Source organism: Pseudomonas sp. P4_C8 (assembly GCF_056401975.1).
Map to the genome: position 1 here is coordinate 25,403 of NZ_JBFUIH010000007.1, position 21,875 is coordinate 47,277.

The 21,875-nt window shown below is 59.3% G+C and carries 19 protein-coding genes, 1 tRNA gene, 1 pseudogene and 1 riboswitch; of the genes and pseudogenes, 3 read left to right on the top strand and 18 right to left on the bottom strand.

The window, feature by feature from the left end; genetic code table 11:
* Positions 1-22 precede the first annotated feature (22 nt).
* The 13 genes and pseudogenes from AC1DWM_RS06160 to AC1DWM_RS06220 form a co-directional block, all read right to left on the bottom strand.
* Complete coding sequence (locus tag AC1DWM_RS06160) at positions 23-1,834, bottom strand: site-specific integrase (RefSeq protein WP_477794869.1); 1,812 nt, start codon at positions 1,832-1,834, stop codon at positions 23-25.
* 66 nt (positions 1,835-1,900) lie between these two features.
* Positions 1,901-2,014: pseudogene (locus AC1DWM_RS06165) on the bottom strand (hypothetical protein); the annotation flags it as partial.
* 88 nt (positions 2,015-2,102) lie between these two features.
* Positions 2,103-2,176, bottom strand: a tRNA-Gly gene (locus AC1DWM_RS06170).
* 180 nt (positions 2,177-2,356) lie between these two features.
* Positions 2,357-3,241 (bottom strand): alpha/beta fold hydrolase, encoded by an 885-nt coding sequence (locus AC1DWM_RS06175; protein ID WP_223511301.1) that lies wholly within the window; start codon positions 3,239-3,241, stop codon positions 2,357-2,359.
* Positions 3,242-3,554: 313 nt separating this feature from the next.
* Positions 3,555-4,247 carry a pseudouridine synthase gene (locus AC1DWM_RS06180; RefSeq protein ID WP_223511302.1) on the bottom strand — a complete coding sequence of 231 codons (693 nt, stop codon included), beginning with the start codon at positions 4,245-4,247 and terminating at the stop codon, positions 3,555-3,557.
* Between the two features lie 57 nt (positions 4,248-4,304).
* A complete protein-coding gene (locus tag AC1DWM_RS06185) occupies positions 4,305-4,499 on the bottom strand; it encodes a cysteine-rich CWC family protein (RefSeq protein WP_223511303.1) in 195 nt (64 codons plus the stop codon).
* Positions 4,500-4,709: 210 nt separating this feature from the next.
* Entirely contained in the window at positions 4,710-6,488 is a 1,779-nt protein-coding gene (atzF, locus tag AC1DWM_RS06190; protein WP_477794826.1) for an allophanate hydrolase, read from the bottom strand.
* A gap of 25 nt (positions 6,489-6,513) precedes the next feature.
* Positions 6,514-10,146 (bottom strand): urea carboxylase, encoded by a 3,633-nt coding sequence (uca, locus tag AC1DWM_RS06195; RefSeq protein ID WP_477794827.1) that lies wholly within the window; start codon positions 10,144-10,146, stop codon positions 6,514-6,516.
* A 188-nt stretch (positions 10,147-10,334) separates the two neighbouring features.
* Positions 10,335-10,976, bottom strand: a complete 642-nt coding sequence (locus AC1DWM_RS06200) for an urea amidolyase associated protein UAAP2 (RefSeq protein ID WP_477794828.1) — start codon at positions 10,974-10,976, stop codon at positions 10,335-10,337.
* An 11-nt stretch (positions 10,977-10,987) separates the two neighbouring features.
* Positions 10,988-11,713 (bottom strand): urea amidolyase associated protein UAAP1, encoded by a 726-nt coding sequence (locus AC1DWM_RS06205; RefSeq protein ID WP_477794829.1) that lies wholly within the window; start codon positions 11,711-11,713, stop codon positions 10,988-10,990.
* 12 nt (positions 11,714-11,725) lie between these two features.
* A complete protein-coding gene (locus tag AC1DWM_RS06210; protein WP_223511308.1) occupies positions 11,726-12,514 on the bottom strand; it encodes an ABC transporter ATP-binding protein in 789 nt (262 codons plus the stop codon).
* Complete coding sequence (locus tag AC1DWM_RS06215) at positions 12,511-13,326, bottom strand: ABC transporter permease (RefSeq protein ID WP_223511309.1); 816 nt, start codon at positions 13,324-13,326, stop codon at positions 12,511-12,513. Before AC1DWM_RS06215 ends, AC1DWM_RS06210 begins: the two co-directional genes overlap by 4 nt.
* A 16-nt stretch (positions 13,327-13,342) precedes the next feature.
* Positions 13,343-14,410: a putative urea ABC transporter substrate-binding protein gene (locus AC1DWM_RS06220; RefSeq protein WP_477794830.1), complete on the bottom strand. Its 1,068-nt coding sequence runs from the start codon at positions 14,408-14,410 to the stop codon at positions 13,343-13,345.
* A 63-nt stretch (positions 14,411-14,473) separates the two neighbouring features.
* Positions 14,474-14,575: riboswitch (guanidine-I (ykkC/yxkD leader) on the bottom strand.
* Positions 14,576-14,859: 284 nt separating this feature from the next.
* Between AC1DWM_RS06220 and AC1DWM_RS06225 the strand changes: the two genes are divergently transcribed.
* Positions 14,860-15,108 carry a hypothetical protein gene (locus tag AC1DWM_RS06225; RefSeq protein ID WP_223511311.1) on the top strand — a complete coding sequence of 83 codons (249 nt, stop codon included), beginning with the start codon at positions 14,860-14,862 and terminating at the stop codon, positions 15,106-15,108.
* 168 nt (positions 15,109-15,276) lie between these two features.
* Positions 15,277-15,750, top strand: coding sequence for a hypothetical protein (locus AC1DWM_RS06230; RefSeq protein WP_223511312.1), 474 nt, complete (start codon positions 15,277-15,279; stop codon positions 15,748-15,750).
* 51 nt (positions 15,751-15,801) lie between these two features.
* Here the strand turns inward: AC1DWM_RS06230 and AC1DWM_RS06235 are convergent, their stop codons facing one another.
* The gene (locus AC1DWM_RS06235; protein ID WP_477794831.1) at positions 15,802-16,914 is read right to left on the bottom strand and encodes an enoyl-CoA hydratase/isomerase family protein; all 1,113 of its coding nucleotides are present in this window, start codon (positions 16,912-16,914) and stop codon (positions 15,802-15,804) included.
* Positions 16,915-17,046: 132 nt separating this feature from the next.
* On the opposite strand from AC1DWM_RS06235, the gene ung reads away from it, so the two are divergent.
* Positions 17,047-17,739: a uracil-DNA glycosylase gene (gene ung / locus AC1DWM_RS06240; RefSeq protein ID WP_192228690.1), complete on the top strand. Its 693-nt coding sequence runs from the start codon at positions 17,047-17,049 to the stop codon at positions 17,737-17,739.
* Between the two features lie 94 nt (positions 17,740-17,833).
* Here the strand turns inward: ung and AC1DWM_RS06245 are convergent, their stop codons facing one another.
* From AC1DWM_RS06245 to AC1DWM_RS06260, 4 genes are read right to left on the bottom strand one after another with little or no spacing between them, the layout of a single operon-like run.
* Positions 17,834-18,868, bottom strand: a complete 1,035-nt coding sequence (locus AC1DWM_RS06245) for an AbrB family transcriptional regulator (RefSeq protein ID WP_477794832.1) — start codon at positions 18,866-18,868, stop codon at positions 17,834-17,836.
* Positions 18,861-20,375, bottom strand: coding sequence for a tripartite tricarboxylate transporter permease (locus AC1DWM_RS06250; RefSeq protein ID WP_477794833.1), 1,515 nt, complete (start codon positions 20,373-20,375; stop codon positions 18,861-18,863). Before AC1DWM_RS06250 ends, AC1DWM_RS06245 begins: the two co-directional genes overlap by 8 nt.
* 1 nt (position 20,376) lies before the next feature.
* Positions 20,377-20,835 carry a tripartite tricarboxylate transporter TctB family protein gene (locus AC1DWM_RS06255; protein WP_223511317.1) on the bottom strand — a complete coding sequence of 153 codons (459 nt, stop codon included), beginning with the start codon at positions 20,833-20,835 and terminating at the stop codon, positions 20,377-20,379.
* Positions 20,836-20,893: 58 nt separating this feature from the next.
* Entirely contained in the window at positions 20,894-21,871 is a 978-nt protein-coding gene (locus AC1DWM_RS06260; protein ID WP_411741827.1) for a Bug family tripartite tricarboxylate transporter substrate binding protein, read from the bottom strand.
* Between the last annotated feature and the right edge of the window lie 4 nt (positions 21,872-21,875).

Consider the following 21,875-nt stretch of genomic DNA (forward strand, 5'->3'; position numbering starts at 1 on the left):
ATTGCAGAAAGCTTCTTGACTGTTAGGAACGCGGCCTCCTTCTGCGCAGTGCTTGTTTTATCGCCACGACACCTTCAGCGATTTTAAAGGGGTGGATGGTCGGTAATTCGAAGTCTAGACCCTCTATATATGGGTGGAGTCGTTCAGCGTCATCCTTTCCGTAGCGCTTTAAACTTGTTGTCTCGCCTCTCTCATGGCCTACAATTCCACTAATAATATATTCTGGTGTCGCTTTGTTGATTAGGGATGTGATAAATGTATGGCGAAAAGAATGGAAGGCCTTCATTCCGTCGCGCTCAAAGTTAAGTTGCTTTCCTAGGAAATGTTCATTGAACCACCGTCCAGCTGCCTTGCCGTAACCTTTGATTTCGTCATGTATTAGCTCGGGGAAAAGCCTCTCTTCACCGTTGATTTTCAGTGCCTGGATATATTCAGCTAGCCCTAGCTCGATAAGCATTGAATGTATCGGGATCACTCGTTTTGAATTGGGGTTTTTTATTTGTTTGTCATGGGCTTTTATCGGATTTTTAGCGTCGACACTATCAGGTGTTGCATCATTTACGAAAATGTAAAATTTCCCTGTTTCGTATTCGATTATGTCGTCCAGATACAGCTGGGATATTTCATTGAGACGTGCGCCACAGTGCAGTCCGAGCAATGGCAGCCAGTAGTAATAGGGTCTGAAGCTGCTTAGTCCTCCAGTTTTGTTTCGTTTTGCACCGCCAATCTGAAACCATTCTGCTGAGAAGATTTTGTGTAAGTCTTTTTGATCGAATTGATCTCTACCATCTTGCGCGCGTTTTTTCGCACCGCGTGTCTTCTGAGAGATGTTTTCTGCTGGATTCTTGCTAAAGTAATCTTCAGTCACTGCCCAGCGAAGAAGTTCCGAGAGTTTGCTTAGGTAGCTTTCGACAGTTTGTGCAGATACACGCCGTTCATCATTTTCATCCGCAAAATCTAAAAGCTTGGTTGCGTTGTTTGTCCCAAGGCGCCGGGCTACAAGATGGCGATCAGCAGGCATTCGCTTAAGCTTTGCCTCATATTGCCTGATAAGTTCTCGATCAATAGTTCCAAGCTCTGGATCGTCCATCAGTTCAACGAAGCAAATACAAAGTGTCGTCATTTTATTTTGTTGGCTGCGCCCCCATTCGGATATTTTATGCTCAAAGAATTTTTCCAATAGAACCGAGGAATGCATTCCGGAGAATTTCGGATTACAAAATCGCGCTTCAAATACTGTTGTGGGTAGGTGCCCGGTCAGCGTTAATGCATTAGTGCTAGAGGGTGGCGTAATGGTCGGGGCTGGGGCTACGGTGGCGGCTAACAACGCCGCTTTGCCTTCCAGGGCTTTTACCCAAGGAGCCCTGATTCTTTCGGCTTGAACCTTCGTAATGAACACAGAGGTTGTCGTGAGCCGAATGCCGGGTAGGTCGCAGAATGCCGCTGCTAAGGTGTTTGTTTTGAAGCGGAACGCGGTTTCATCGGAGAAGCCGAACGCAATCAAATTTGAAATTGTGTGGGTGCGATGGAACGGTTTGAGATAGCCCGTGAACGTTCGCGGTCTACCCTCCGTAAAGGCACTGTTCAAAACGAAACCGTCAGTGCTCTTCTCGCCCTCCCGGTCTACCTTGGTGTAGTCGTCGACCCAGTAGACTGGTTGGGCGTTCAGCCTGCATGCGACAAAAATATTATTGTTTAGAATTTCTTGAAGCACCAGTTCTGCTGCAACCTCGAAGGTCTCACAGAAATCTTGAATGCTGATGAATCCGGCTCCGGTCAGTAACGGACTGCCTTCGATTACCTTTGTCTCGTTCACTAGATTTAGCTCACCCATGCATGAATGCCATCGCGCCAATAGGTGCAATGCTACAGCCTTCGCTGCGCTGTGATCAGTGGTTCGGGTAGACGCGTGAATTTCTCTTTGACCCAATTGAACGCGATAGCGAGCCGGGACGGTGATGCGAAGAACATAGATTCCGCTCGAACGGCGGTAGAGGTTGTTGCGTTGCGTCACGTTGTGGAAGTCCTTAGTAGGAGGACTACGTGACAATCTCTCTTTTTTCTCGGTAAATTTCAGCGAAATCAATGAGTTAAGAGAAAAGTGGAGCGGGTGAAGGGAATCGAACCCTCGTTATCAGCTTGGGAAGCTGGAGTAATGCCATTATACGACACCCGCTCAGAGCGGCTGACTTTGTACCAGATGTGCGCGTGGAAATGAAGTTTTTCTTTGCGCGGGATGACTTTAGCGCAGGTGAAACAGGCCGAAGACCGCGAGGCGGTCTTTCGCGGGCAAGCCACGTGCCTACAGGAATGCGTTCAACACTGTAGGGCGGGGCTTGCTCGCGAGGACGCTGTTTCAGATTGCCAGTGCATGGTTGTCCTTGACGTAGTGGTAACGCGTTCGGCTTTCATGCAGCGATGGTTTCAGGAAACCCAGCAGTGCATTGCGGCTGTCTCGGCAGGCGGCTTTGTGTTCCATGTCGAGAAAGTGGCCGGTCGCTTCCAGTGTCGTGAAGGTGGCGTTTTGAACGTGGTTGGCGAACAGTCGCGCGCCATCGGCGGCGGTGTATTCGTCCCATTCGCCGTTCATGAACAGCACCGGCACGTTGATTTTTTCCGAGGCTTTGAGGAAGCATTGGCGATCGCTGTGCAGCAGGTCGCTGATGTGGAAGTGCATCTGCCCGTATTCATGATCGGCCAGGCTGCTGACGTGCCGGTAGTTGAAGCGCTTGAACAGGCTAGGCAAGTGTTTGCCGATGGTGCTGTTCACCAGGTTGCCGACCCGGTCGCCGTCCCGGCTGCCGAGGTAATCGACGCCGCGCTCGAGGTAATCGAGCATGTGCGCATTGATCTCCGGGGAGAACGAGCTGATCACGGCTTTTTCGATCCGTCGTGGCCGATGGGCGAGGGCGGCCAGGGTCGCGGCGCCGCCCCAGGAAAACGACAGTACGTGTTCGGCGCCGAAGTGGTCGATCAGTTCCAGAAGGATCTGCCCTTCGACTTCCTTGGTCAGCAATTTCTCATGCAGGTTGTGGGCTTTGGACCTGCCCGCGTAGGGCTGGTCGTAGCAGACCACGTTGAACTGCGGATGGAGGTTTTTCACGGTTTGTGCAAACGACGCAGTCGTGGCCATCGAGCCGTTGACCAAGATAATGGTCTTCTCTGCGGCGTCTGCGCGATAGAACTCCGTGTAGACCCGATACTGACCCTGTATATCCAGCACAGCGATTTCTGGCCTCATGTCATATGACTCCTGGCAAGCGGGTATGCGCGCAAATGAGATTGCACGAGCTTTGTGACAGGTAGGCATACGCCTGGAATTTGAATGGCCCATGTCGATCCGGTACAGCAGGTCGACGGGTATTATTATTGGCGGGCAGTCTGTCGGTCTGAGGCGGAACCTGAGGGTTCTCTAACCGGCAAAAAGTTTCTTAGAAGTATGTGGTGACTCGTCAGTCACATTTCGGCTGACGACCTGATTCAAGCAGGGGCGACGCCTTCGCGCAAGAGCCATTCGTAAATTGTTCGACAACTTCTGCTGAGCGGTCGCCTGCTTAGATCAAATGAATCTCTTCGGTGCGCAAGGCGCGGTACTCGCCCGGTTTTAGCGCGTTATCGAGCTCCAGCGGGCCCATGCGCTCGCGGTGCAGGCGCAGGACCTTGTTGTCGAAGTGGCCGAACATGCGCTTCACCTGGTGATACCGGCCTTCGACGATACTCAGACGCGCCGACTTCGGTCCCAGAAGCTCTAGCTCGGCAGGCTGAGTGGTGAGGTCTTCGAAGGCGAAATACAGCCCTTCGGTGAATTTCAGCGCGTATTCCGGCCCGATATCTTGCTCGGTCTCGACGTAGTAGACCTTGGGCAGTTTGGTTTGTGGTTGGGTCAGGCGTCGCGACCAGCTGCCGTCATTGGTGATCAGCATCAGGCCGGTGGTGTTGAAGTCGAGGCGACCGGCGATGTGCAACTCGTCCTTGTCCGGCTCATCGATCAGGTCGAGGACCGTCGGGTGCTCCGGGTCGCGGGTGGCGCTGACGCAGCCGGGTGGCTTGTGCAGCATGAAGTAGCGTGCGGGCTTGCCGACTTGCAGGACCTCGTCGTTGACTTCGACGCGGTTGAATTCAAGCACTTCGGCGTGCGGGTCGCTGACGATTTTTCCGTCGATCCGCACGCGCTTTTCCACCAGCAACAGGCGTACCTGCTTACGGTTGAAGCGCGGCAGGTTGCTGAGGAAACGGTCAACGCGCATGGCAAGAGATCGGTGGGAAAAGGGCCGCGTATCTTACGTGAACGGCCGGGCGCTTGCTTACAGCAACGCTTCGACCTGTGCACAGCGTGGGCACAGGCAGGATTTGTCGCGCAGTTCAGGGGGCAGCGCTTCGAGCACGGCCGGGTCGATGCTGACGCCGTAGCACCAACACGCGCGATCAGCGGTTTGCGGTACAGCCAGGGTGCAGTCGTTGGACGCGCCGCAGGCCGGGCACAGTTCAGGCCGGTTCATAAGGGGTTACTCATAGCGCGAGTGAGACAGGTTGCTTGGCAGTGAGCCGATGGCAAGCATTCTAATGGAAAGCCGGGGAATAACTCTTTCATTTGTGCTGGGCACGGACCTTGTGGGAGCGAGCCTGCTCGCGATGGCGGTGTATCAGTCGACATCAATTGTGAAGTGCTGACGCTATCGCGAGCAGGCTCACTCCCACAGGGGGGGTGTTCAGGTCAGGGAGTGCAGATATGCACGCCATCCGCCGAGATGACTGATATCTACCGCTCCCTCCAACCCATACGCCTCACAGATAAACCCGCTCTCCCAACGTCCGTCCGCCAGTTGCACCTTACCCAACCCCAACGGCGCCGGAATCCCGGTCAAGAACGAGCCCAATTCACTGCTCGGCAGTTCCCAAACCTCCACCGCAATCGCCACACCGCCATCCTTCACCCGAACCATCCCCGGACGAAACGGCGGGCCACCGGCCAACGCATACAGCTGATAATCCGGCGAACTGAACGTCGTCTCGACCAACCGAGCCCCGCGCCGCTTCAACTGCCAGTTCAGCGCCAACCCATCCAGATGCGCGCCACACACCACCAACCGCGCCCGGTCGTTGCGCGCAACCGCCGTTGGTGCCGGCGTGGTCAGGCCTTGCTGGCGCTGGAAGGCATCCGCCACGCTCAACAAATACTGATCGGTAAACGCCCGACCAAACAGCGTCACGCCCCACGGCAGGCCATTGCCCATGAAAGCGCTGGGCACCGCGACGGCGGCGTAATCGAGCAGGTTCATGAAGTTGGTGTAGTAACCCAGTTCCGAATTGCGCAGCACCGGTTCGGCGTCCAGCTGCGCCAGTGTCACCGGGCGGCCGATGGTCGGCGTGACCACGCAATCGAGCCCTTCCAGTGCCTTGTCGCACAGCGCCTTCAAGGCCTGCAGCCGGTACTGCGCGCGGAAAGTTTGCACGCCCGTCACCGCCGGCGCCTTGGCCAGCACTGCACGAATCACCGGCAGCACCGCTTGCGGATTTTGCTCCATCAATTCCCCGGCCACGCTGTAGCGCTCGGCCACCCATGGCCCTTCGTAGAGTAAGCGTGCCGCCTCGAGAAACGGCGACATATCCAGTTCGACGGCTTCACCCCCCAACACCTTGAGTTGGTCGATGGCATCCCCGAACAACAGCGGGCCTTCGGGGCAACCGAAAAATTCCAGGTCCTGCGCGCGCGGCACACCGAAGCGCAAAGGGCGCGGTGAGCCGAACGCCGAGCCGTCATTCCACTGCGGGTTGCTGCGGCTGTATTCATCGCGCGGGTCGAGGTGTGCGGTGAGCGCGAGCAATTGACTGGCCTCGCGAGCCGTCGCGGTAAAGGTCGTCACGCAATCAAGCGTGCGACAGGCCGGCACCACACCCGCCGTGGAGATCAATCCTTTGGTGGCTTTCAGTCCCACCAGATTGTTCAAACCCGCTGGCACACGTCCCGATCCCGCCGTGTCCGTGCCCAACGAAAAACTCGCCACCCCCAACGCGACCGCCAACGAAGACCCGGCGCTGGAACCGCCCGACGGATACTCCGGCAACACGCTGTTCGGGCACGCGCCATACGGCGAGCGACTGCCGTTGAGGCCAGTGGCGAACTGGTCAAGGTTGGTCTTGCCCAGCGGGATCGCGCCTAGCGCCAGCAACTGCTGGACGATGGTCGCCGATTGCTCCGGCACATAGGCAAAGTCGGGACACGCCGCCGTCGTGGGAATGCCCGCCAGGTCGATGTTGTCCTTGATCGCGAACGGCACGCCGTACAGTGGCAGGCTGTCGATGTCGCGACCGTCGAGGGCGGCGAGATACGGTTCCAGTTCTTCGACACTGAGCAAGTGGATGAACAGGTGATAGTCCGGGTTCAGCGCGGCGGCTTTGTCGCGCAGGCTCGACAGCAGTTTTCGAGGTGTGGTGCTGCCGTCGCGATAAGCGCTGCGCAGGGCGTCGAGTTGCAGATTGATGTTCATGGGATTAATCCTTTTCGAAATGGGTTCAGTCGACTTCCAGCACCACGACGCGCTGTCCGGCGCGCACTGCGGAACCGGGCTGCACACGAATCTCACGCACCACGCCGGCCATCGGCGCCAGCAGCGGAATTTCCATCTTCATCGACTCCAGAATCACCAGCACATCACCGGTGGCTACGCGGCTGCCGGTTTCCACCTGAACTTGCCAGAGGTTGCCGGCGATGTGGCTGTCGACGCTCATTTCACCGCTGGTCAGCGCTGCCTCTTCGGTCGCTTCCAGGACCAACTCTTCGCTGTCGAAGTGCGCCTGGCCGCTGACGATCCAGCGCTCTCGCTCGGCGTTGAACGCGCCTTGTTGTTGATCGCGAAACGCAGCGATGGTCTCGGCTTCTTGCGTCAGGAATGCCTGGTAATCCGCGAGGTTCAATTGGCTGTGTTCGATGTTCAGCTCAAAGCGCCCGAGCGGGAAGTCCTTGCGGATGCGCAGCAGTTCATCGGCGCTCACCGGGTAGAAACGGATCTGGTCAAAGAAGCGCAACAGCCACGGTTTGCCGTCGAACGCGGCGACTTCGCGGTAGCGATTCCACATCTGCAAGGTGCGCCCGACAAACTGATAACCGCCGGGGCCTTCCATGCCGTAGACGCACATGTAGGCGCCGCCGATGCCCACCGAGTTTTCGGCGGTCCAGGTGCGGGCCGGGTTGTACTTGGTGGTCACCAGACGATGACGCGGGTCGAGCGGGGTGGCGACCGGTGCGCCGAGGTAAACGTCGCCCAGACCCATCACCAGGTAACTGGCGTCGAACACCGTGCGCTGCACTTCGTCGAGGTTGGGCAGGTCGTTGATGCGGCGGATGAACTCCAGATTGCTGGGGCACCACGGCGCTTCTTTGCGCACGGTGGTCATGTATTTCTCGATGGCCAACTGGCAGGCCGGATCGTCCCAGGACAGCGGCAAATGCACGATGCGCGAGGGCACTTGCAGGTCTTTGGCGGCGCACACCGCGTCCCATTCACCGGCGACGATGCCGAGCAGGTCGGACAGCGGCAGTTGCTCGGGTTGGTAGTGCACTTGCAGCGAGCGGATGCCGGGGGTGAGGTCGATCACGCCTAGCAGGTGTTTGCTTTCCAGGGCTTGCATGAGGGCGTGGGCGCGGAAGCGCAGGACCAGATCGAGTTCCGGGGCGCCGATTTCCAGCAGCAGATGTGTATCGCCAGACAATCTCGCGACCAGCCGCGTATCCCCCTGACCCAAATCCAACACAACAGGCGACACAACCTGTAGGAGCTGGCTTGCCAGCGAAGGGGCCTGTCCAGACACCGCATCAACTTCTTCGCTGGCAAGCCAGCTCCTACATGGGGAGTTCCATTTCAAGGCGAGGTTGCGGGCGGTCTGGAAATCGACGGGGAGGAACTGGATTTTGTCCCCAGCCTTGAGTTGCCCGAGCTGCCAAAGGTCCGCTTCGATCACCGTCACCGGGCACACAAAGCCACCGAGGCTCGGGCCATCCGGGCCGAGGATCACCGGCATGTCCCCGGTAAAATCTACCGCCCCGATGGCATACGGATTGTCATGAATGTTCGACGGATGCAGTCCCGCTTCGCCCCCGTCGGCACGCACCCATTCGGGTTTCGGCCCGATCAGCCGCACGCCGGTTCGACTGGAATTGAAATGCACTTCCCACTGGGTCGCGAAGAAGGTGCCGATGTATTTTTCAGTGAAGTATTCCGGTGCGCCATGAGGGCCGTAGATCACCCGAATCTGCCGCACGGCGGGCAACTCGGTGACTTGAACCTCAGACAGTTCGGCCCCGACGCTGCGCTCGATCAAAGCTGGAACATGCAACACATCACCCGCCCGCAAGGCCCGACCACCATGCCCGCCAAACTGGCCGAGGGTGAAGGTGCTTTTGCTCCCCAGATAATCCGGAACCTGCAAACCACCGCGCACGCACAGATAGCTGCGAGCGCCTGCACCGGCAATCGTGCCTAGGCTCAACGTGGCACCGGCCGGCACCAAAAGCGCCGTATTCATCGCGACGGTTTCACCGTTCAGCGTCAGCGGGATCACCGCCCCGGTCACCGCCACCACGGCATCACAATTAAAGCGCAGCAACGGCCCGCTCATGGTGATTTCCAGCGCTGCGGCACCTTCTTCGTTGCCCAGTAAAAGGTTACCCAGACGCAGCGCGCGGCTGTCCATCGGCCCCGACGGCGGCACGCCCACCGCCCAATAACCGAGACGCCCCGGATAGTCCTGAACGCTGGTTTGCGTCCCGGCGCTGAGCACTTCGAAGGTGTTGGCCTGATAGACCAAACCTTCCAGGCAACGCGTCCACGGCTGGCCACTGGCGAATGGCGCATCGAGCAGAATTTGCCGCAGGTAATCGCGGTTGGTTTCCACGCCATAGAGCTGACTGTCAGCCAATGCCTGATGCAAATCGGCGCGTGCTTCTTCGCGGGTCGGTGCCCAACTGATGACCTTGGCGATCATCGGATCGAAGTACGGCGGGATCTCGCAACCGGCCTCGACCCAGGTGTCGATACGCAGTTGGATGCCGTTGGCGGCAGGGAAACTCACGGCGGTGAGCAAGCCGGGGCTCGGCTGGAAATCGCGCCCCGGATCTTCGGCATACAAGCGTGCCTGAATCGCGTGCCCCTCGGCTCTCAACCCTTGGCTCAACTCACGCAGTGGCGGCAAATCACCGGCCGCGAGTTCCACCATCCAGCGCACCAGGTCGACGCCCCACACTTGTTCGGTCACGCCGTGTTCCACCTGCAAGCGGGTGTTCACTTCAAGAAAGTAGAAACGCTGATCCTCGCTGTCGAAGACAAATTCCACGGTGCCGGCACTGCGGTAATTCACCGCTTTCGCCAGTTTGATGGCGGCTGCGCAAAGGTCTTCGGCCATGCCCTCGGGTAGGTTCGGCGCCGGGGTTTCTTCGAGGACTTTCTGGTTGCGCCGTTGTACCGAGCAGTCTCGTACGCCGAGGGCAATCACCTCGCCACGGCCGTCGCCGAACACCTGCACTTCCAGATGGCGCGCGCGCGGGATGTACTTCTCGATGAACACGCCCGCATCGCTGAAATTGTTCTGGCCAAGGCGTTTGACTGCTTCAAAGGACTCGCTCAACTCCGCCGCGCTGCGGCACACACGCATGCCGATGCCACCACCACCGGCGGTGCTTTTGAGCATCACCGGGTAGCCGACCTGTTCGCCTGCGATTAGCGCTGCGTCGAGGCTGTCGAGCAGTTCGGTGCCTTCAAGCATCGGTACGCCATGTTGTTTGGCCAAGGCGCGGGCGGTGTGTTTCAGGCCGAATACGCGCAGCTGTTCGGGTGTGGGGCCGATGAAGGCGATGTCGGCGGCTTCGCAGGCTTCGGCGAACGCGGCGTTTTCCGAGAGAAAACCGTAGCCGGGATGAATCGCCGTGGCGCCAGTGGCTTTGGCGATGGCGAGAATCTTGTCGACCGCCAGATAGGTGCTGGCGGCCGGGCCTTGACCGAGGCTATGGGCTTCATCGGCTTGCAGGATGTGCAGGCTGGCAGCATCGGCTTCGGAGTACACGGCGACACCCTTGACCTGCAATTCACGCAGGGTGCGCAGGATGCGGCAGGCAATGGCGCCTCGGTTGGCAATCAGGATTTTTTCGAACATGGCATAACCCCCGGAGGCGATAGCGCATCAGCCTCGACCTGGGATGCGGGCCGTCCCGCAGTTTTTCGAAATGCACCAGGGCCGTCCCCGATGACAGAAATTCACACCACAGGGGAACGGTTATTTGATGCACTGGCTTGAACGGGCCTGGCACAGGGCGAACAACCATTTACGCAACCGCGCCAGTTTCAGTTCCATACCAATAACTCCGCAGGTGTCGGGTTGTAGGCGTTGCACGGGTTGTTCAGTTGCGGGCAGTTGGAGATCAGCACGATCACGTCCATTTCGGCCCGCAGGTCGACGTATTTGCCCGGCGCCGAAATGCCGTCTTCAAAGGTCAACCCGCCGTCTGCCGTGACCGGCACGTTCATGAAGAAATTGATGTTCGGCCCGATGTCGCCCTTGCCCAGTCGCCCGTCGTGGACGCAGGCACGCAGGTAGTTGTCGCGGCAACTGTGCATGTAGCGTTTTTCCAGGGCGTAGCGCACGGTGTTGCTCTCTTGCGCGCAGGCACCGCCGAGGGTGTCGTGGCGCCCGCAGGTGTCGGCGACGATGGTCAGCATCGGTTTGCCGAGGTTGGAATACAGCACGCTGCCGGTGTTCAGGTACACGCTGTTTTGCCGGCGCAAAGTGCGTTGCACGTCATAGCGTTCTTTCGGATTGGCCACGCTGTAGAACAAGGTGTCGACCGCTTGATTGCCTTCCAGGTCGAGAATGCGCAGGGTCTGGCCGGCTTTGACTTCCATCAGCCAGGGTTCGCCGGCCGGGATGGTGGCGCGGTAGATCGCAGTGTCGGGTTGCTTGTGAACGGTAGCGATTGCAAGTGACATGGCAACGAACCTCAGGCGAACAAACGGTCGGTGTTGATGAAGCCGCGCTCGTTTTCCGGGCGCAAGGTGCGGCAGTGTTCGGCGACGCTGGCGTCGGCGTTCATCCAGCTGAGCTTCAGAGGTTTCGGTGCGTATTCGGGCGATGGGTCCATCGGGTGTTGCAGGGCGGTGAGTACCACCAGTGTGTCCATCGGTGCGTACAACTCGATGTAATCACCGGCCCTGGAATTGCCTTCGACGAAGTGGAAACGCCCGGCTTCATCGACATTGACCCGGCTGAACAGGTTGAGGGTCATCAGCAAGTCCGACAGGCCCAAACCCCACTTGCCCAGCTCCACCAACAGGTTGTCGGTGCCGTTGCGGAAGAAACCGTTGCGCAGTTCCTGATAGCGGCCCGCGCCGTATTTTTCCGCGACTTCTTCAGCACAGAGCACACCGCCGAGGCTGTCGCTCCAGCCGCAGGTGTCGGCAGTGATTGCAGCCAGCACTCGGCCCATGTCCGAATACAAGCAATGGCCGCTGGTGAGCTTGGCGGTGTGTTGGCATTTGAGGCTGTCGGGCAGGTTCAGGCGTTCGGTTTTTTCATTGGCGTTGAGCAGCGTCAGGCTGACGTTGGCACCGCCACGAAGGTCAGCCAGGCGCAGCAATTGGCCGCGTTTCAACACGAACGAACGATGACCGCCACCGGGCAGCAATTCTTCGGCAAAGGGTGTGAACAGCAGGGTCGAATCAGTCATTTGCAGATTCCTCTAAGCGATACGAAGCTTGCCTGCCAGGGGCATCGGCAGGGCGTCGACGGCGGCACGGGTGGTGCGGCGGTCGCTGTTCAAAGGGATGTCGTAGGTGATGCGTGCGCCATAGGCGCCGGGGGCGTGCGGGTCGATACGGACCTTGTCGAACACCAGCAGACGCGTGCCGAGGCTGAAGCCTTCGGACAGGTCGTGGGTGACCATGAACACCGTCAGTTGTGTCTCGCGCCACAGCTCCAGGAGCAAGGCGTGCATGTCTTTGCGGATACCCGGATCGAGCGCGCCGAACGGTTCGTCGAGCAGCAACACTCGGGGTTTCATGATCAGTGCCTGGGCAATGGCCAGCCGTTGCTGCATGCCACCGGAAAGCTGCGCCGGGTACTTGTCCAGCGAGTGGCCGAGGCCGACTTTGTGCAGCAACACCGAGGCCTGTTCCCGCGCATCACGTTTGGCGCTGCCGAACAGGCGTCCGAGCAGTGGCGAACGCGGCAGTTCGAGACCGAGGGCGACGTTGTCCAGCACCGTTAAATGCGGGAACACCGAGTAGCGCTGGAACACCACGCCACGGCTCGAATCCGGTTCACCGGCCAGGGCCTGACCGTCGAGTAGAATCTCGCCTCGACTCGCACGTTCCTGACCGAGCAACAAGCGCAGGAAGGTTGATTTTCCGCAGCCTGAGGCGCCGACGAGTGTGCAGAATTCACCCTCGTTGACGTTCAGGTTCAGGCCTTCGAGCACCACCTGATCGCCGTATTGCTGCCATACGTTCTTTACGGTGATGAAGCTCATGCGCGTGCTCCTTCATACCAAGGGAAAGCACGTTGTGTCAGGCGCTTCAGGCCCCAGTCCATCAGCCAGGCGAGGAGGGTGATCCACACCACGTACGGCAGGATCACGTCCATCGCCAGGTAACGGCGCACCAGGAAGATCCGGTAGCCGAGGCCGTCGGTCGAGGCGATGGCTTCAGCGGCGATCAGGAACAACCACGCCGAACCGAGCATCAGCCGCAGCGAAATCAGCAAACGCGGCAGCAGTTGCGGCAGCACCACGCGCAGCATCAGGGTCCAGGTCGAGGCGCCGAGGGTCTGGGCCTTGATCAGCAACTCGACCGGAATTTCCCGGGCGCGTTGTTCCAGATCACGGGCCAGGGCCGGGGTGATGCCGATCACGATCAGCATCACTTTCGACAATTCCCCAAGGCCGAACACGATGAACAGAATCGGCAGGATCGCCAGCGGCGGCACCATCGACAGCACCGTCAGCAATGGTGACAACGGTGCGCCGAACAACGGCAAAGTACCGGCAGCCATGCCCAGGCATAGCCCGGCCAGCGCGCTGATACCGAGGCCGATAGCCAAGCGGCGCAGGCTCGAAGCGCTGTCCTGCCAGAGCAGGTATTCACCGGTGCGGGTGTCGGCCACGAAGGCCAGGCGTTTCACCGCGTCGGTCATTTGCACAGCGCTCGGCAGCAGCTTGTCGTTGGGGTTGTCCGTCAGCCGCTCGGCCGAGCCCATGAAGTAGGCGAACAGCACCAGGGCGAACGGCAGGATCACCAGCAACAGGCGACTCGGGCGATCCGGGTGGCGATTGATCAGGCGCATGGCCAGCTCCTCCTGCTTACAGCTTGGCGTCGGCAGCCATCTGCACGAAGGTCGGGTCGAAGCGCAGCTTGAGGTTGGCCGTGTCGCCGCTGGTCACGCCATTGGCGAAGGCCATGCCGACGGCGCTGGTGTCCTTGGCGCCTTCGCCGAGCAAGCCGTGCTGGAACGAAAACTCGGCCACTTTGCGCATGGTTGCCGGCAGTTGCTTGCTGGTGGAGAAGTCCAGGGCTTCTTTGGGCGTGGCGAACAATTTGGTGGTGTCGAGTTGTGCCTGGAAACCCGCCAGGTCAGTGCCTGAGGCCTTGGCCATGTGTTCGAGCGCGGCTTTGCTGGCGGCGTTTTTCGCGTTCATCAATTCGACGACTTCGAACCAGGCACCGGTCAGCGCTTTGCCCAGCGCCGGGTTGTCTTTGAGGGTGGCGCTGTTGACCACCATCATGTCCATGATCTCGCCGGGGATCTGGCTGGAGTTGAAGACTTCGGTGACGGCGGGCTTGGCCTTGATGTCCGAGAGCATCGGGTTCCAGGTGGTGACGGCGTTGACCTGTTCGGTGTTGAAAGCGGCCGAGATGTCGGCGTCGGAGGTGTTGACCACTTTGAGGTCTTTCTCGGTGAGGTCCACCGAATCCAGCGCCCGGGCCAGCAGGTAGTGGGAAACCGACAGCTCCACCAGGTTGACGTCCATGCCCTTGAGGTCGGTGATTTTCTTACCGTCACCCTTGAGCACGATGCCGTCATTGCCGTTAGAGAAATCGCTGACGATCAGCGCGGTGCTGTCGACGCCGCCAGCGGCCGGAATGGTCAGCGCGTCCATGTTGGTCATGGTGCAACCGTCGAACTGGCCAGCGGTGTATTGATTGATGGATTCGACGTAGTCGTTGAGCTGCACCACATCAATCTTGATGCCGTACTTCTTTGCCCATTTGTCGACGATGCCTTGGCTACCGGCGTATTCCCAAGGCATCCAGCCAGCGTAAATGGTCCAGCAGACACTGAAGTGGTCTTTCTGGGCGGCCTGGGTCGAGAAGCTTACGAAGGCTGCGAATGCAGCGGCGAGCAGGGAAGGTAGACGAAGCTGGGACATGGGATGGTTCTCCAGTTGATCAGGGGCGAGCAGGAGTCAACGCGGCACCGCGAACGGTGGCTTGTCTCCCGGGCTTTTGTCCCGCCGTGTAACCTCAACTGGAGGTCGCCAACTCTCGGACCAGCCACTCGCTCAAAGCGAGCCGGAACCCTAGTCAGCCATTGCAAATTGTGGTGCCGCGAACCTGTAAAGAACTCCTGCACGCTTTTACTAAAGCGAGAGACGTGCCAAGTCGGCTTGAGCGCTCTAGCGTGGGGATGACGCGAGAGCCACGTCGGGAAGGGGCTGCACGGTTGCCTTGTGATGGTGCGCGACTGCACCGCAATGGGACGGTTTGGCCGCTGATCTGAAGGTATTTGCGGCCCAGCACTTGATGCCGTTTTTCAAGTCAAAAGCAATGTCAGCCGGCCGTTGTCGGCTGCTGTCCCAAGGTCTTTTCGGAGGCCGTCATGCTGCGTCGAATTGTGTTTACGGTGTTGTTCAGTTTGGGGATGTCTGGTTGCTATTACTACGCAGGCCCCTACGACGCATACGCCACACCTAATGACTACCCCGGTTATTACTACCCCGGTTATTACTCGCCTTACTACCACGGTGGCTATTACGGCCCACGGTATTACGGGGGGTATCGCTACCGTTATTACGGGGGCCACGGACCGCGTTATTACGGCGGTGGATATCACGGCTGGCACCATTAATCAGTGCGTGAATAGATGAAAAACCTTTCATCGGGCAGATGTTTCAATGTGTTTCATGGACGCACCAGATTTCGAAAAACGATGTCTGATCTTTCGACAGTCACCGATTAATTGACTGTCGCTCGCCAGCGTCGCTGGTGTAGCTCACTCGCGGTCCAGGAGGCCGCCATGCTCTGTCGAAAACAGCTCCGCCGAATTCTTCTGATTGCTCTATCGGGATTGTCTCTTGGTGCGTGCGTGCCCTATTCCGATGGAGGAGCCAACTACTACAGTTCCGAGGTCTATACCTCGCCAGCGCCAACCTATTACGCCGGTGGCGGATCCTACTATTCAGGTGGCGGAGGTTATTACTCGCCACCGCCCCGGTACTACTCACCGCCAGCGCGGTATTACCAGCCGACTCCGCGCTATTACTATCAGCCAAGGATCTATCAACCGGCCCCGCGTTATTACCAATCCCGGAGCTATTACCGGTCACATCAGAATCAGGGCTGGGACGGTCATCACCAAGGTGGCTGGAGTAATGACAACCGAGGTGGCTGGAATAATGACAACCGAGGAGGCTGGAATAATGATTTCCGGGGGGGTGGACGCCATCACGGCGGACGCGGCGACCACATGGGCCGAGGCGGCCACCGGTAACCGTTCACACAAAAGCGGCGCACGAAGCGCCGCTTTTTTTGTGTCCGAATTTCAGTATTCGGACAAATCCGCCAGTGGGTGCCGACCTTCCCAGGCCTTCTGGAAGTGCGCGTCCACCACGGAATCCGGTACGTTGTTGATGTCCGGCCAGTGCCAGTGCGGTTTCTGGTCCTTGTCGATCAACCGTGCGCGCACACCTTCGCTGAACTCCGGATGTCGACAACAGTTGAGGCTCATCGTGTATTCCATCTGAAAAACCTGAGCCAGCGACAGGTGCCGGGCCCGGGCGATTTGCTCCCAGACCAGATGCGCGGTCAGCGGCGAGCCTTCACTCATGGTTTTTGCGGCACGGCTGAGTAGCAGATCGGAGCTGTCGCGTTGCAGGCTGATGGCCTTCCAGGCGCAACTCACATCACTGACGTCCAGCAGTTCATCAATGTGCTGGCGCCGTGGCAACCACTGGGCTTCGGGCATTTGCGCGACCGCTTCCTGCTGCAAGGCCTTGAGCAAACTGTTGAGCTGCATCGGCGTTTGTTCCTGCCAGTTCAATTGCAGCAACCCTTCGATCAGTTCCTCCTGTTGTTCATCGAGCAAGAAACGGTCGGCCAGGTCCAGGTCGATTGCATCGCGGCCGTTCATGTGGGCACCGGTAAGGCCCAAAAACAGCCCGAGCTTGCCGGGCATTCGCGACAGAAACCAACTGGCGCCAACGTCCGGGTACAGACCAATGCTGATCTCAGGCATTGCCAGCCGAGTGCTTGGCGTGACAATCCGGACACTCGCGCCTTGCAACAACCCCATCCCGCCGCCGAGCACATAACCATGACCCCAGCAGATCAACGGTTTCGGGTAAGTGTGCAATTTGAAGTCCAGGCGATATTCCGCCGCAAAGAAGTGCGCGGCCAACGGCGGCACCTCCCCGGGATGAGCGCGACAGGCTTCCACCAGGCTGCGCACTTCACCACCGGCACAGAAGGCCTTGGCGCCGTTGCCACGCAGTAACACGCAGACTATTTGCGGGTCCTTGGCCCAGGCGTCCATTTGATCACGCAGGGCGTTGATCATCGGCAAGGACAGGGCGTTAAGGGACTTTTCGGCATCGAGGCTGGCGATGCCGATGCGAGCGCCGTCGGTGCCGGTGAGTTCTTCGAAGTGCAGATTCATCGTGACCTCGATCGGGAATTTGAGCGTTTAGTATGATCGCTGTACAGGAAAGTGCCGGATGTGCGTCAGATCAATTGACAAGCGTGATGGGCTTTCCTAGGGTTCGCCCCATTGTTTTTGCCGGATGTAACCATGACTGCTGACGACCGTATCAAACTCGAACCGAGCTGGAAGGAGGCACTGCGTGCCGAATTCGACCAGCCCTACATGGCAGAGTTGCGTGATTTCCTGCAACAGGAGCGTGCGGCGGGCAAAGAGATCTATCCGCCGGGCCCAATGATTTTCAACGCGCTCAACTCCACGCCGTTGGACAAGGTAAAGGTCGTCATCCTCGGTCAGGATCCCTACCACGGCCCGGGCCAGGCCCATGGTTTGTGCTTCTCGGTGCAACCGGGCGTGCCGGCGCCGCCGTCGCTGGTAAACATTTATAAAGAGTTGAAACGCGACCTGAACATCGATATTCCCAACCATGGCTATTTGCAGAGCTGGGCCGACCAAGGCGTGCTGATGCTCAACACCACCATGACGGTCGAGCGCGCCAATGCCAATGCGCACAAGGATAAGGGCTGGCAGTTTTTCACGGACCGGATCATTGAGGTCGTCAGCCAGCAGCAGCCGCATCTGGTGTTTATGCTGTGGGGCGCACATGCCCAGAGCAAACAGAAGCTAATCGACGCGACCAAGCACCTGGTGCTGACGTCGGTGCATCCGTCGCCGTTGTCCGCGTATCGCGGTTTTCTGGGATGCGGGCACTTCAGCCGGACCAACAAGTTTCTTGAGCAGAATGGCGAGACGCCGATTGAGTGGCGGTTGCCGCCGGTTTGAAAAGCATCGCCAGCAGGCTGGCTCCCACATTGGTTTTACGGTGTTTAAAAAACTTGTGGGAGCCAGCCTGCTGGCGATGAATTCAACTCGGTCTTTACTCTGGATTGCGGTTCCAGTATTTGAACAACGGCTCCGCCAGAAACAGCACAAACAACAACCGCATCACCTGCATCGCCGTCACCAGCGGCACCGACAATTGCAGCGTCTCCGCCGTCAGGCTCATTTCCGCGATCCCGCCGGGCATCATGCCCAGGGTTAGCGAGCGCAAATCCAGATGGGTCAGCGCACTCAACCCCAGCGCCGCCGCCGTGGCGATCAACATGGTCAGCACCGTGCCGATCAAGGTCCGGCCCATGAAGGAAGGCGCACGCCGAAAAAACTGTCGGTTGAAGTGACAACCCAAGCCGCTACCAATCAGCCATTGGCCGATCTGGCTTCCGCCATTGGGCAAACCAATGTGCAAATCCCAACCGATGCTCACCGCTGCACTCACCAGCAACGGGCCGAACAGCCATGGATTGGGTTGACGAAGACGTTCCCAGAGCCACGCCGCCAAGGCGCCTGCCGGGAATAAAAAGGCCAGCCAGCGCCAGTCCACGGCCGTGGCGTGCAAAACCGGCGCACCGTCACCCAACAAATACTTGAACGCCGCCGGCACACACAACACCACCACAAGCACCCGCAAACTTTGTCCCGCCGCCACACGGCTGAGCACCGCACCGTTGCGAGCACCGAGGTTGACCATCTCTCCGGAGCCGCCGGGCATGCTGGAAAAGAACGCGGTGGCGCGATCTTCACCGGTACGGCGCATCAACCAGACCCCGACCACGGCCGACAGGCTGGTGACCAACGCACCGAAGAAGATCAGACCGAAATGCCCCAGCACCTGCTCCATCACCACCGGGGTGAAGTGCAGGCCGATGCCGACTCCCACAATCCACTGGCCGCACTTGCGGCCGCCAGGGATTTCCGCCAATTGCCAAGGGGTCAGGCAACGCACGAGGATGATCGCCAGCAACGAGCCGACCATCCACGGCAGCGGCCAGCCGATCTGGCTGGCGAGGTAACCGCCCAGCAGACCGACCAGCGGTGTTCCCCACCAGGCTTTGAACGGTGTTCGATCAGACATCGGCGATAGCGCGTTGAGTGGCCGAACGTTTACGCCAGATCCGCAGGAGTGGCATCAGCAGCATGATCGCGGTCAGTACCCAGCAGCCGAAGGTGATCGGGCTGGACCAGAGGATTTCCAGTGCACCGTTGGAAATCGACAGCGCGCGACGCAGGTTTTGTTCCATCAGGCCGCCGAGGATGAAGCCCAGCAAAATCGGCGACAACGGGAAGTCCAGCTTGCGCAGGATATAGCCGAAGATGCCGATGCCGATCATCAGGAACAGGTCGAACGTAGTTGCGTGCACCGCGTAGACGCCGATCCCGGTGATGATCGCGATCACCGGCACCAGCGCCCAGTTAGGCACGGCGAGGATGCGAGTGAAGACACGGATCATCGGAATGTTGAGGATCACCAGCATGATGTTGGCGATGAACAACGACGCGATCAGGCCCCAGACGATGTCGGGTTGTTGTTGGAACAGCAGCGGCCCCGGCGTGATGTTGTACAGAGACAGGGCGCCGATCATCACCGCCGTGGTGCCAGAGCCGGGAACACCGAGGGTCAGCATCGGCACCAGTGCGCCGCACGCTGCGCCACCGATGGCGGTTTCCGGTGCCGCGAGGCCACGCATGTCGCCCTGGCCGAACGTGCCTTTGGCACCGGCGATACGTTTTTCGGTCATGTAGGCCACGGCGCTGGCGAGGGTCGCTCCGGCTCCCGGCAACACGCCCATGATGAAGCCCAGCACGCCACAACGCAGGTTCACCACGAACACCGCCGAGGCTTCCTTGAAGTTGAACATCATGCGGCCGGTAGCTTTCACTGCTTCCTGACCATGATGGGTTTTTTCCAGCAGCAGGAGAATTTCACTGATGGAGAATAGACCCAACACCAACACGACAAATTGGATGCCGTCGGTCAGATGGATGTTGTCCCCGGTGAACCGGTAAACGCCGCTGTTGGCATCGATCCCGACGCTCGACAGAAACAAACCGATCAACGCCGCAATAAAGGTTTTCAGCGGTCGGTCACCGGCCATGCCGCCAAGGCAAACAATGGCGAACACCATCAGCACGAAATATTCCGCCGGACCGAAGGCAATCGCCCATTTCGCCAGCAGCGGGGCGAACAGCACCATGCCGCAGGTGGCGATGAACGCGCCGATAAACGAACTCCACGCCGACAACGACAGCGCGACACCGGCCAGGCCTTTGCGGGCCATCGGGTAACCGTCCAGCGTGGTCATGACGGTAGAGGCTTCACCGGGAATGTTCAGCAGAATCGAGCTGATCCGTCCGCCGTATTCGCAACCCAGATACACCGCCGCCAGCAGGATCAGTGCCGACTCCGGTGGCAGGCCGAGGGCGAATGCAATCGGGATCAACAATGCCACGCCATTGATCGGGCCAAGGCCTGGCAGCAGGCCGACTACGGTGCCGATCAGGGTGCCGCACAGGGCGGTCACCAGGTTGTACGGGCTCAGCGCGACGCCGAAACCCTGACCCAAATAGCCAAGCGTATCCATATCAGTTCTCCAGAACGTCGAGCACGCCCAAGGGCAGCGGCACGTCCATCAACTTGTCGAACAACAGATAAAGGCCGACGGCCATTAGTGTGATGATCACAATGCTGGGCACCCAGCGACCGCCATACAGGCGCGCCATTGGAATGCCGATCAGGATGCTGGCGACGATGAAACCAAGGGGTTCGAAGGTGCCGGCAAACACCAGCAACAGCACCACGCACAGGCCGATCTTGGTCAGGGTTTCGCGGTCCATCGGTGGTTCGTCAGCGTCGTGCTTGATCGGTGCGGGACGGAACACCATGTACAACAGCGCCAGGCCCATCAGCCCGAGCATCAACAGCGGAAAGGCTCTGGGTCCCACCGGTTCGTAGGAAAAAGCCGCTTGATACGGCCAGGCCATCAGCGCCAGGCCAACACAGGCGAGCATCAGCACCGAAGCAAAAATGCGTTGTAAGAGCATGGAAAACTCCTGTGCCGCGGCCTCGAAGAACGAGGCCGCAGCCGCTAGACAGAGGCAATCACTGGATCAGGCCGAACTCTTTGGCCAGCACTTTGTAGTCCGCAACCTGCTTCTTCACGTAGGTGTCCAGCTCCGGGCCGGTCATGGCGAACGGGAACAGTTCACGTTGATCGCGCAGCTTGGCGAAGTCTTCGGACGCCAGCAGCTTGTCGAAGGCGTCTTTCCACCAGGCGTAGTCTTCGTCGCTGACTTTTGGCCCGAGGTAGAAGCCGCGAACCACCGGCCAGACGATGTCGTAGCCTTGCTCTTTGGCGGTCGGGATGTCTTTCATTTCCGGCTCGTCCAGGCGCTTCTCGGCGAACACGGCCAGCAAGCGCATGTCACCGCTCTGGATGTGCGGCATGGAGTCGGAGATGTCGGTGCTGCCGACCTGAATGTGCCCACCGAGCAGGGCGGTGGCGATTTCACCGCCGCCTTCGAGGGCGACGTAGCGCAGGTCGCGCGGGTTGATCCCTGCTGCCTTGGCGATCAGTGCGGTTTGCATCCAGTCCTGGCTGCCGACGGTGCCGCCGGAGCCGATCACCACTTTGCTCGGGTCTTCTTTCAGCGCTTTGACCAGATCGTCCAGGGTCTTGTAGGGCGAATCGCTTTTCACCGCGATGGCGCCATAACTGGTGCCGACGGCGGCCAGCCAGCGCACGTTGGTTTCATCGAATCGACCAAACTTGCCTTGCGCCAGGTTCAGCAGCGAGCCGCTGGACCAGGCCACCAACGTGCCAGCGTCGGCGGGGCGCTGAGCGACCACCGCGTTGTACGCCACTGCGCCGACACCGCCGGGCATGTAGGTCACGCGCATCGGTTTGGTCAGCAGCTTTTCGTTGATCAGCGCGCTCTGCGCCAATTTGCAGGTGAGGTCGAAACCACCGCCCGGTGAGGCCGGGGCGATGCATTCCGGGCGTTTGGGTTCGGCCATCAATTGACTGGCGAACAGCATGCAGCTGGCGGCGAGGGCGAAACGGCGCAGGGATCGATTCATTATT

What these genes read in the sequence shown, in the direction of transcription:
- AC1DWM_RS06160 (WP_477794869.1), bottom strand. Translation starts at nt 1,834, where the DNA reads ATGGGTGAGCTAAATCTAGTGAACGAGACAAAGGTAATCGAAGGCAGT.
- AC1DWM_RS06175 (WP_223511301.1), bottom strand. Translation starts at nt 3,241, where the DNA reads ATGAGGCCAGAAATCGCTGTGCTGGATATACAGGGTCAGTATCGGGTC.
- AC1DWM_RS06180 (WP_223511302.1), bottom strand. Translation starts at nt 4,247, where the DNA reads ATGCGCGTTGACCGTTTCCTCAGCAACCTGCCGCGCTTCAACCGTAAG.
- AC1DWM_RS06185 (WP_223511303.1), bottom strand. Translation starts at nt 4,499, where the DNA reads ATGAACCGGCCTGAACTGTGCCCGGCCTGCGGCGCGTCCAACGACTGC.
- atzF (WP_477794826.1), bottom strand. Translation starts at nt 6,488, where the DNA reads ATGAACATCAATCTGCAACTCGACGCCCTGCGCAGCGCTTATCGCGAC.
- uca (WP_477794827.1), bottom strand. Translation starts at nt 10,146, where the DNA reads ATGTTCGAAAAAATCCTGATTGCCAACCGAGGCGCCATTGCCTGCCGC.
- AC1DWM_RS06200 (WP_477794828.1), bottom strand. Translation starts at nt 10,976, where the DNA reads ATGTCACTTGCAATCGCTACCGTTCACAAGCAACCCGACACTGCGATC.
- AC1DWM_RS06205 (WP_477794829.1), bottom strand. Translation starts at nt 11,713, where the DNA reads ATGACTGATTCGACCCTGCTGTTCACACCCTTTGCCGAAGAATTGCTG.
- AC1DWM_RS06210 (WP_223511308.1), bottom strand. Translation starts at nt 12,514, where the DNA reads ATGAGCTTCATCACCGTAAAGAACGTATGGCAGCAATACGGCGATCAG.
- AC1DWM_RS06215 (WP_223511309.1), bottom strand. Translation starts at nt 13,326, where the DNA reads ATGCGCCTGATCAATCGCCACCCGGATCGCCCGAGTCGCCTGTTGCTG.
- AC1DWM_RS06220 (WP_477794830.1), bottom strand. Translation starts at nt 14,410, where the DNA reads ATGTCCCAGCTTCGTCTACCTTCCCTGCTCGCCGCTGCATTCGCAGCC.
- AC1DWM_RS06225 (WP_223511311.1), top strand. Translation starts at nt 14,860, where the DNA reads ATGCTGCGTCGAATTGTGTTTACGGTGTTGTTCAGTTTGGGGATGTCT.
- AC1DWM_RS06230 (WP_223511312.1), top strand. Translation starts at nt 15,277, where the DNA reads ATGCTCTGTCGAAAACAGCTCCGCCGAATTCTTCTGATTGCTCTATCG.
- AC1DWM_RS06235 (WP_477794831.1), bottom strand. Translation starts at nt 16,914, where the DNA reads ATGAATCTGCACTTCGAAGAACTCACCGGCACCGACGGCGCTCGCATC.
- ung (WP_192228690.1), top strand. Translation starts at nt 17,047, where the DNA reads ATGACTGCTGACGACCGTATCAAACTCGAACCGAGCTGGAAGGAGGCA.
- AC1DWM_RS06245 (WP_477794832.1), bottom strand. Translation starts at nt 18,868, where the DNA reads ATGTCTGATCGAACACCGTTCAAAGCCTGGTGGGGAACACCGCTGGTC.
- AC1DWM_RS06250 (WP_477794833.1), bottom strand. Translation starts at nt 20,375, where the DNA reads ATGGATACGCTTGGCTATTTGGGTCAGGGTTTCGGCGTCGCGCTGAGC.
- AC1DWM_RS06255 (WP_223511317.1), bottom strand. Translation starts at nt 20,835, where the DNA reads ATGCTCTTACAACGCATTTTTGCTTCGGTGCTGATGCTCGCCTGTGTT.
- AC1DWM_RS06260 (WP_411741827.1), bottom strand. Translation starts at nt 21,871, where the DNA reads ATGAATCGATCCCTGCGCCGTTTCGCCCTCGCCGCCAGCTGCATGCTG.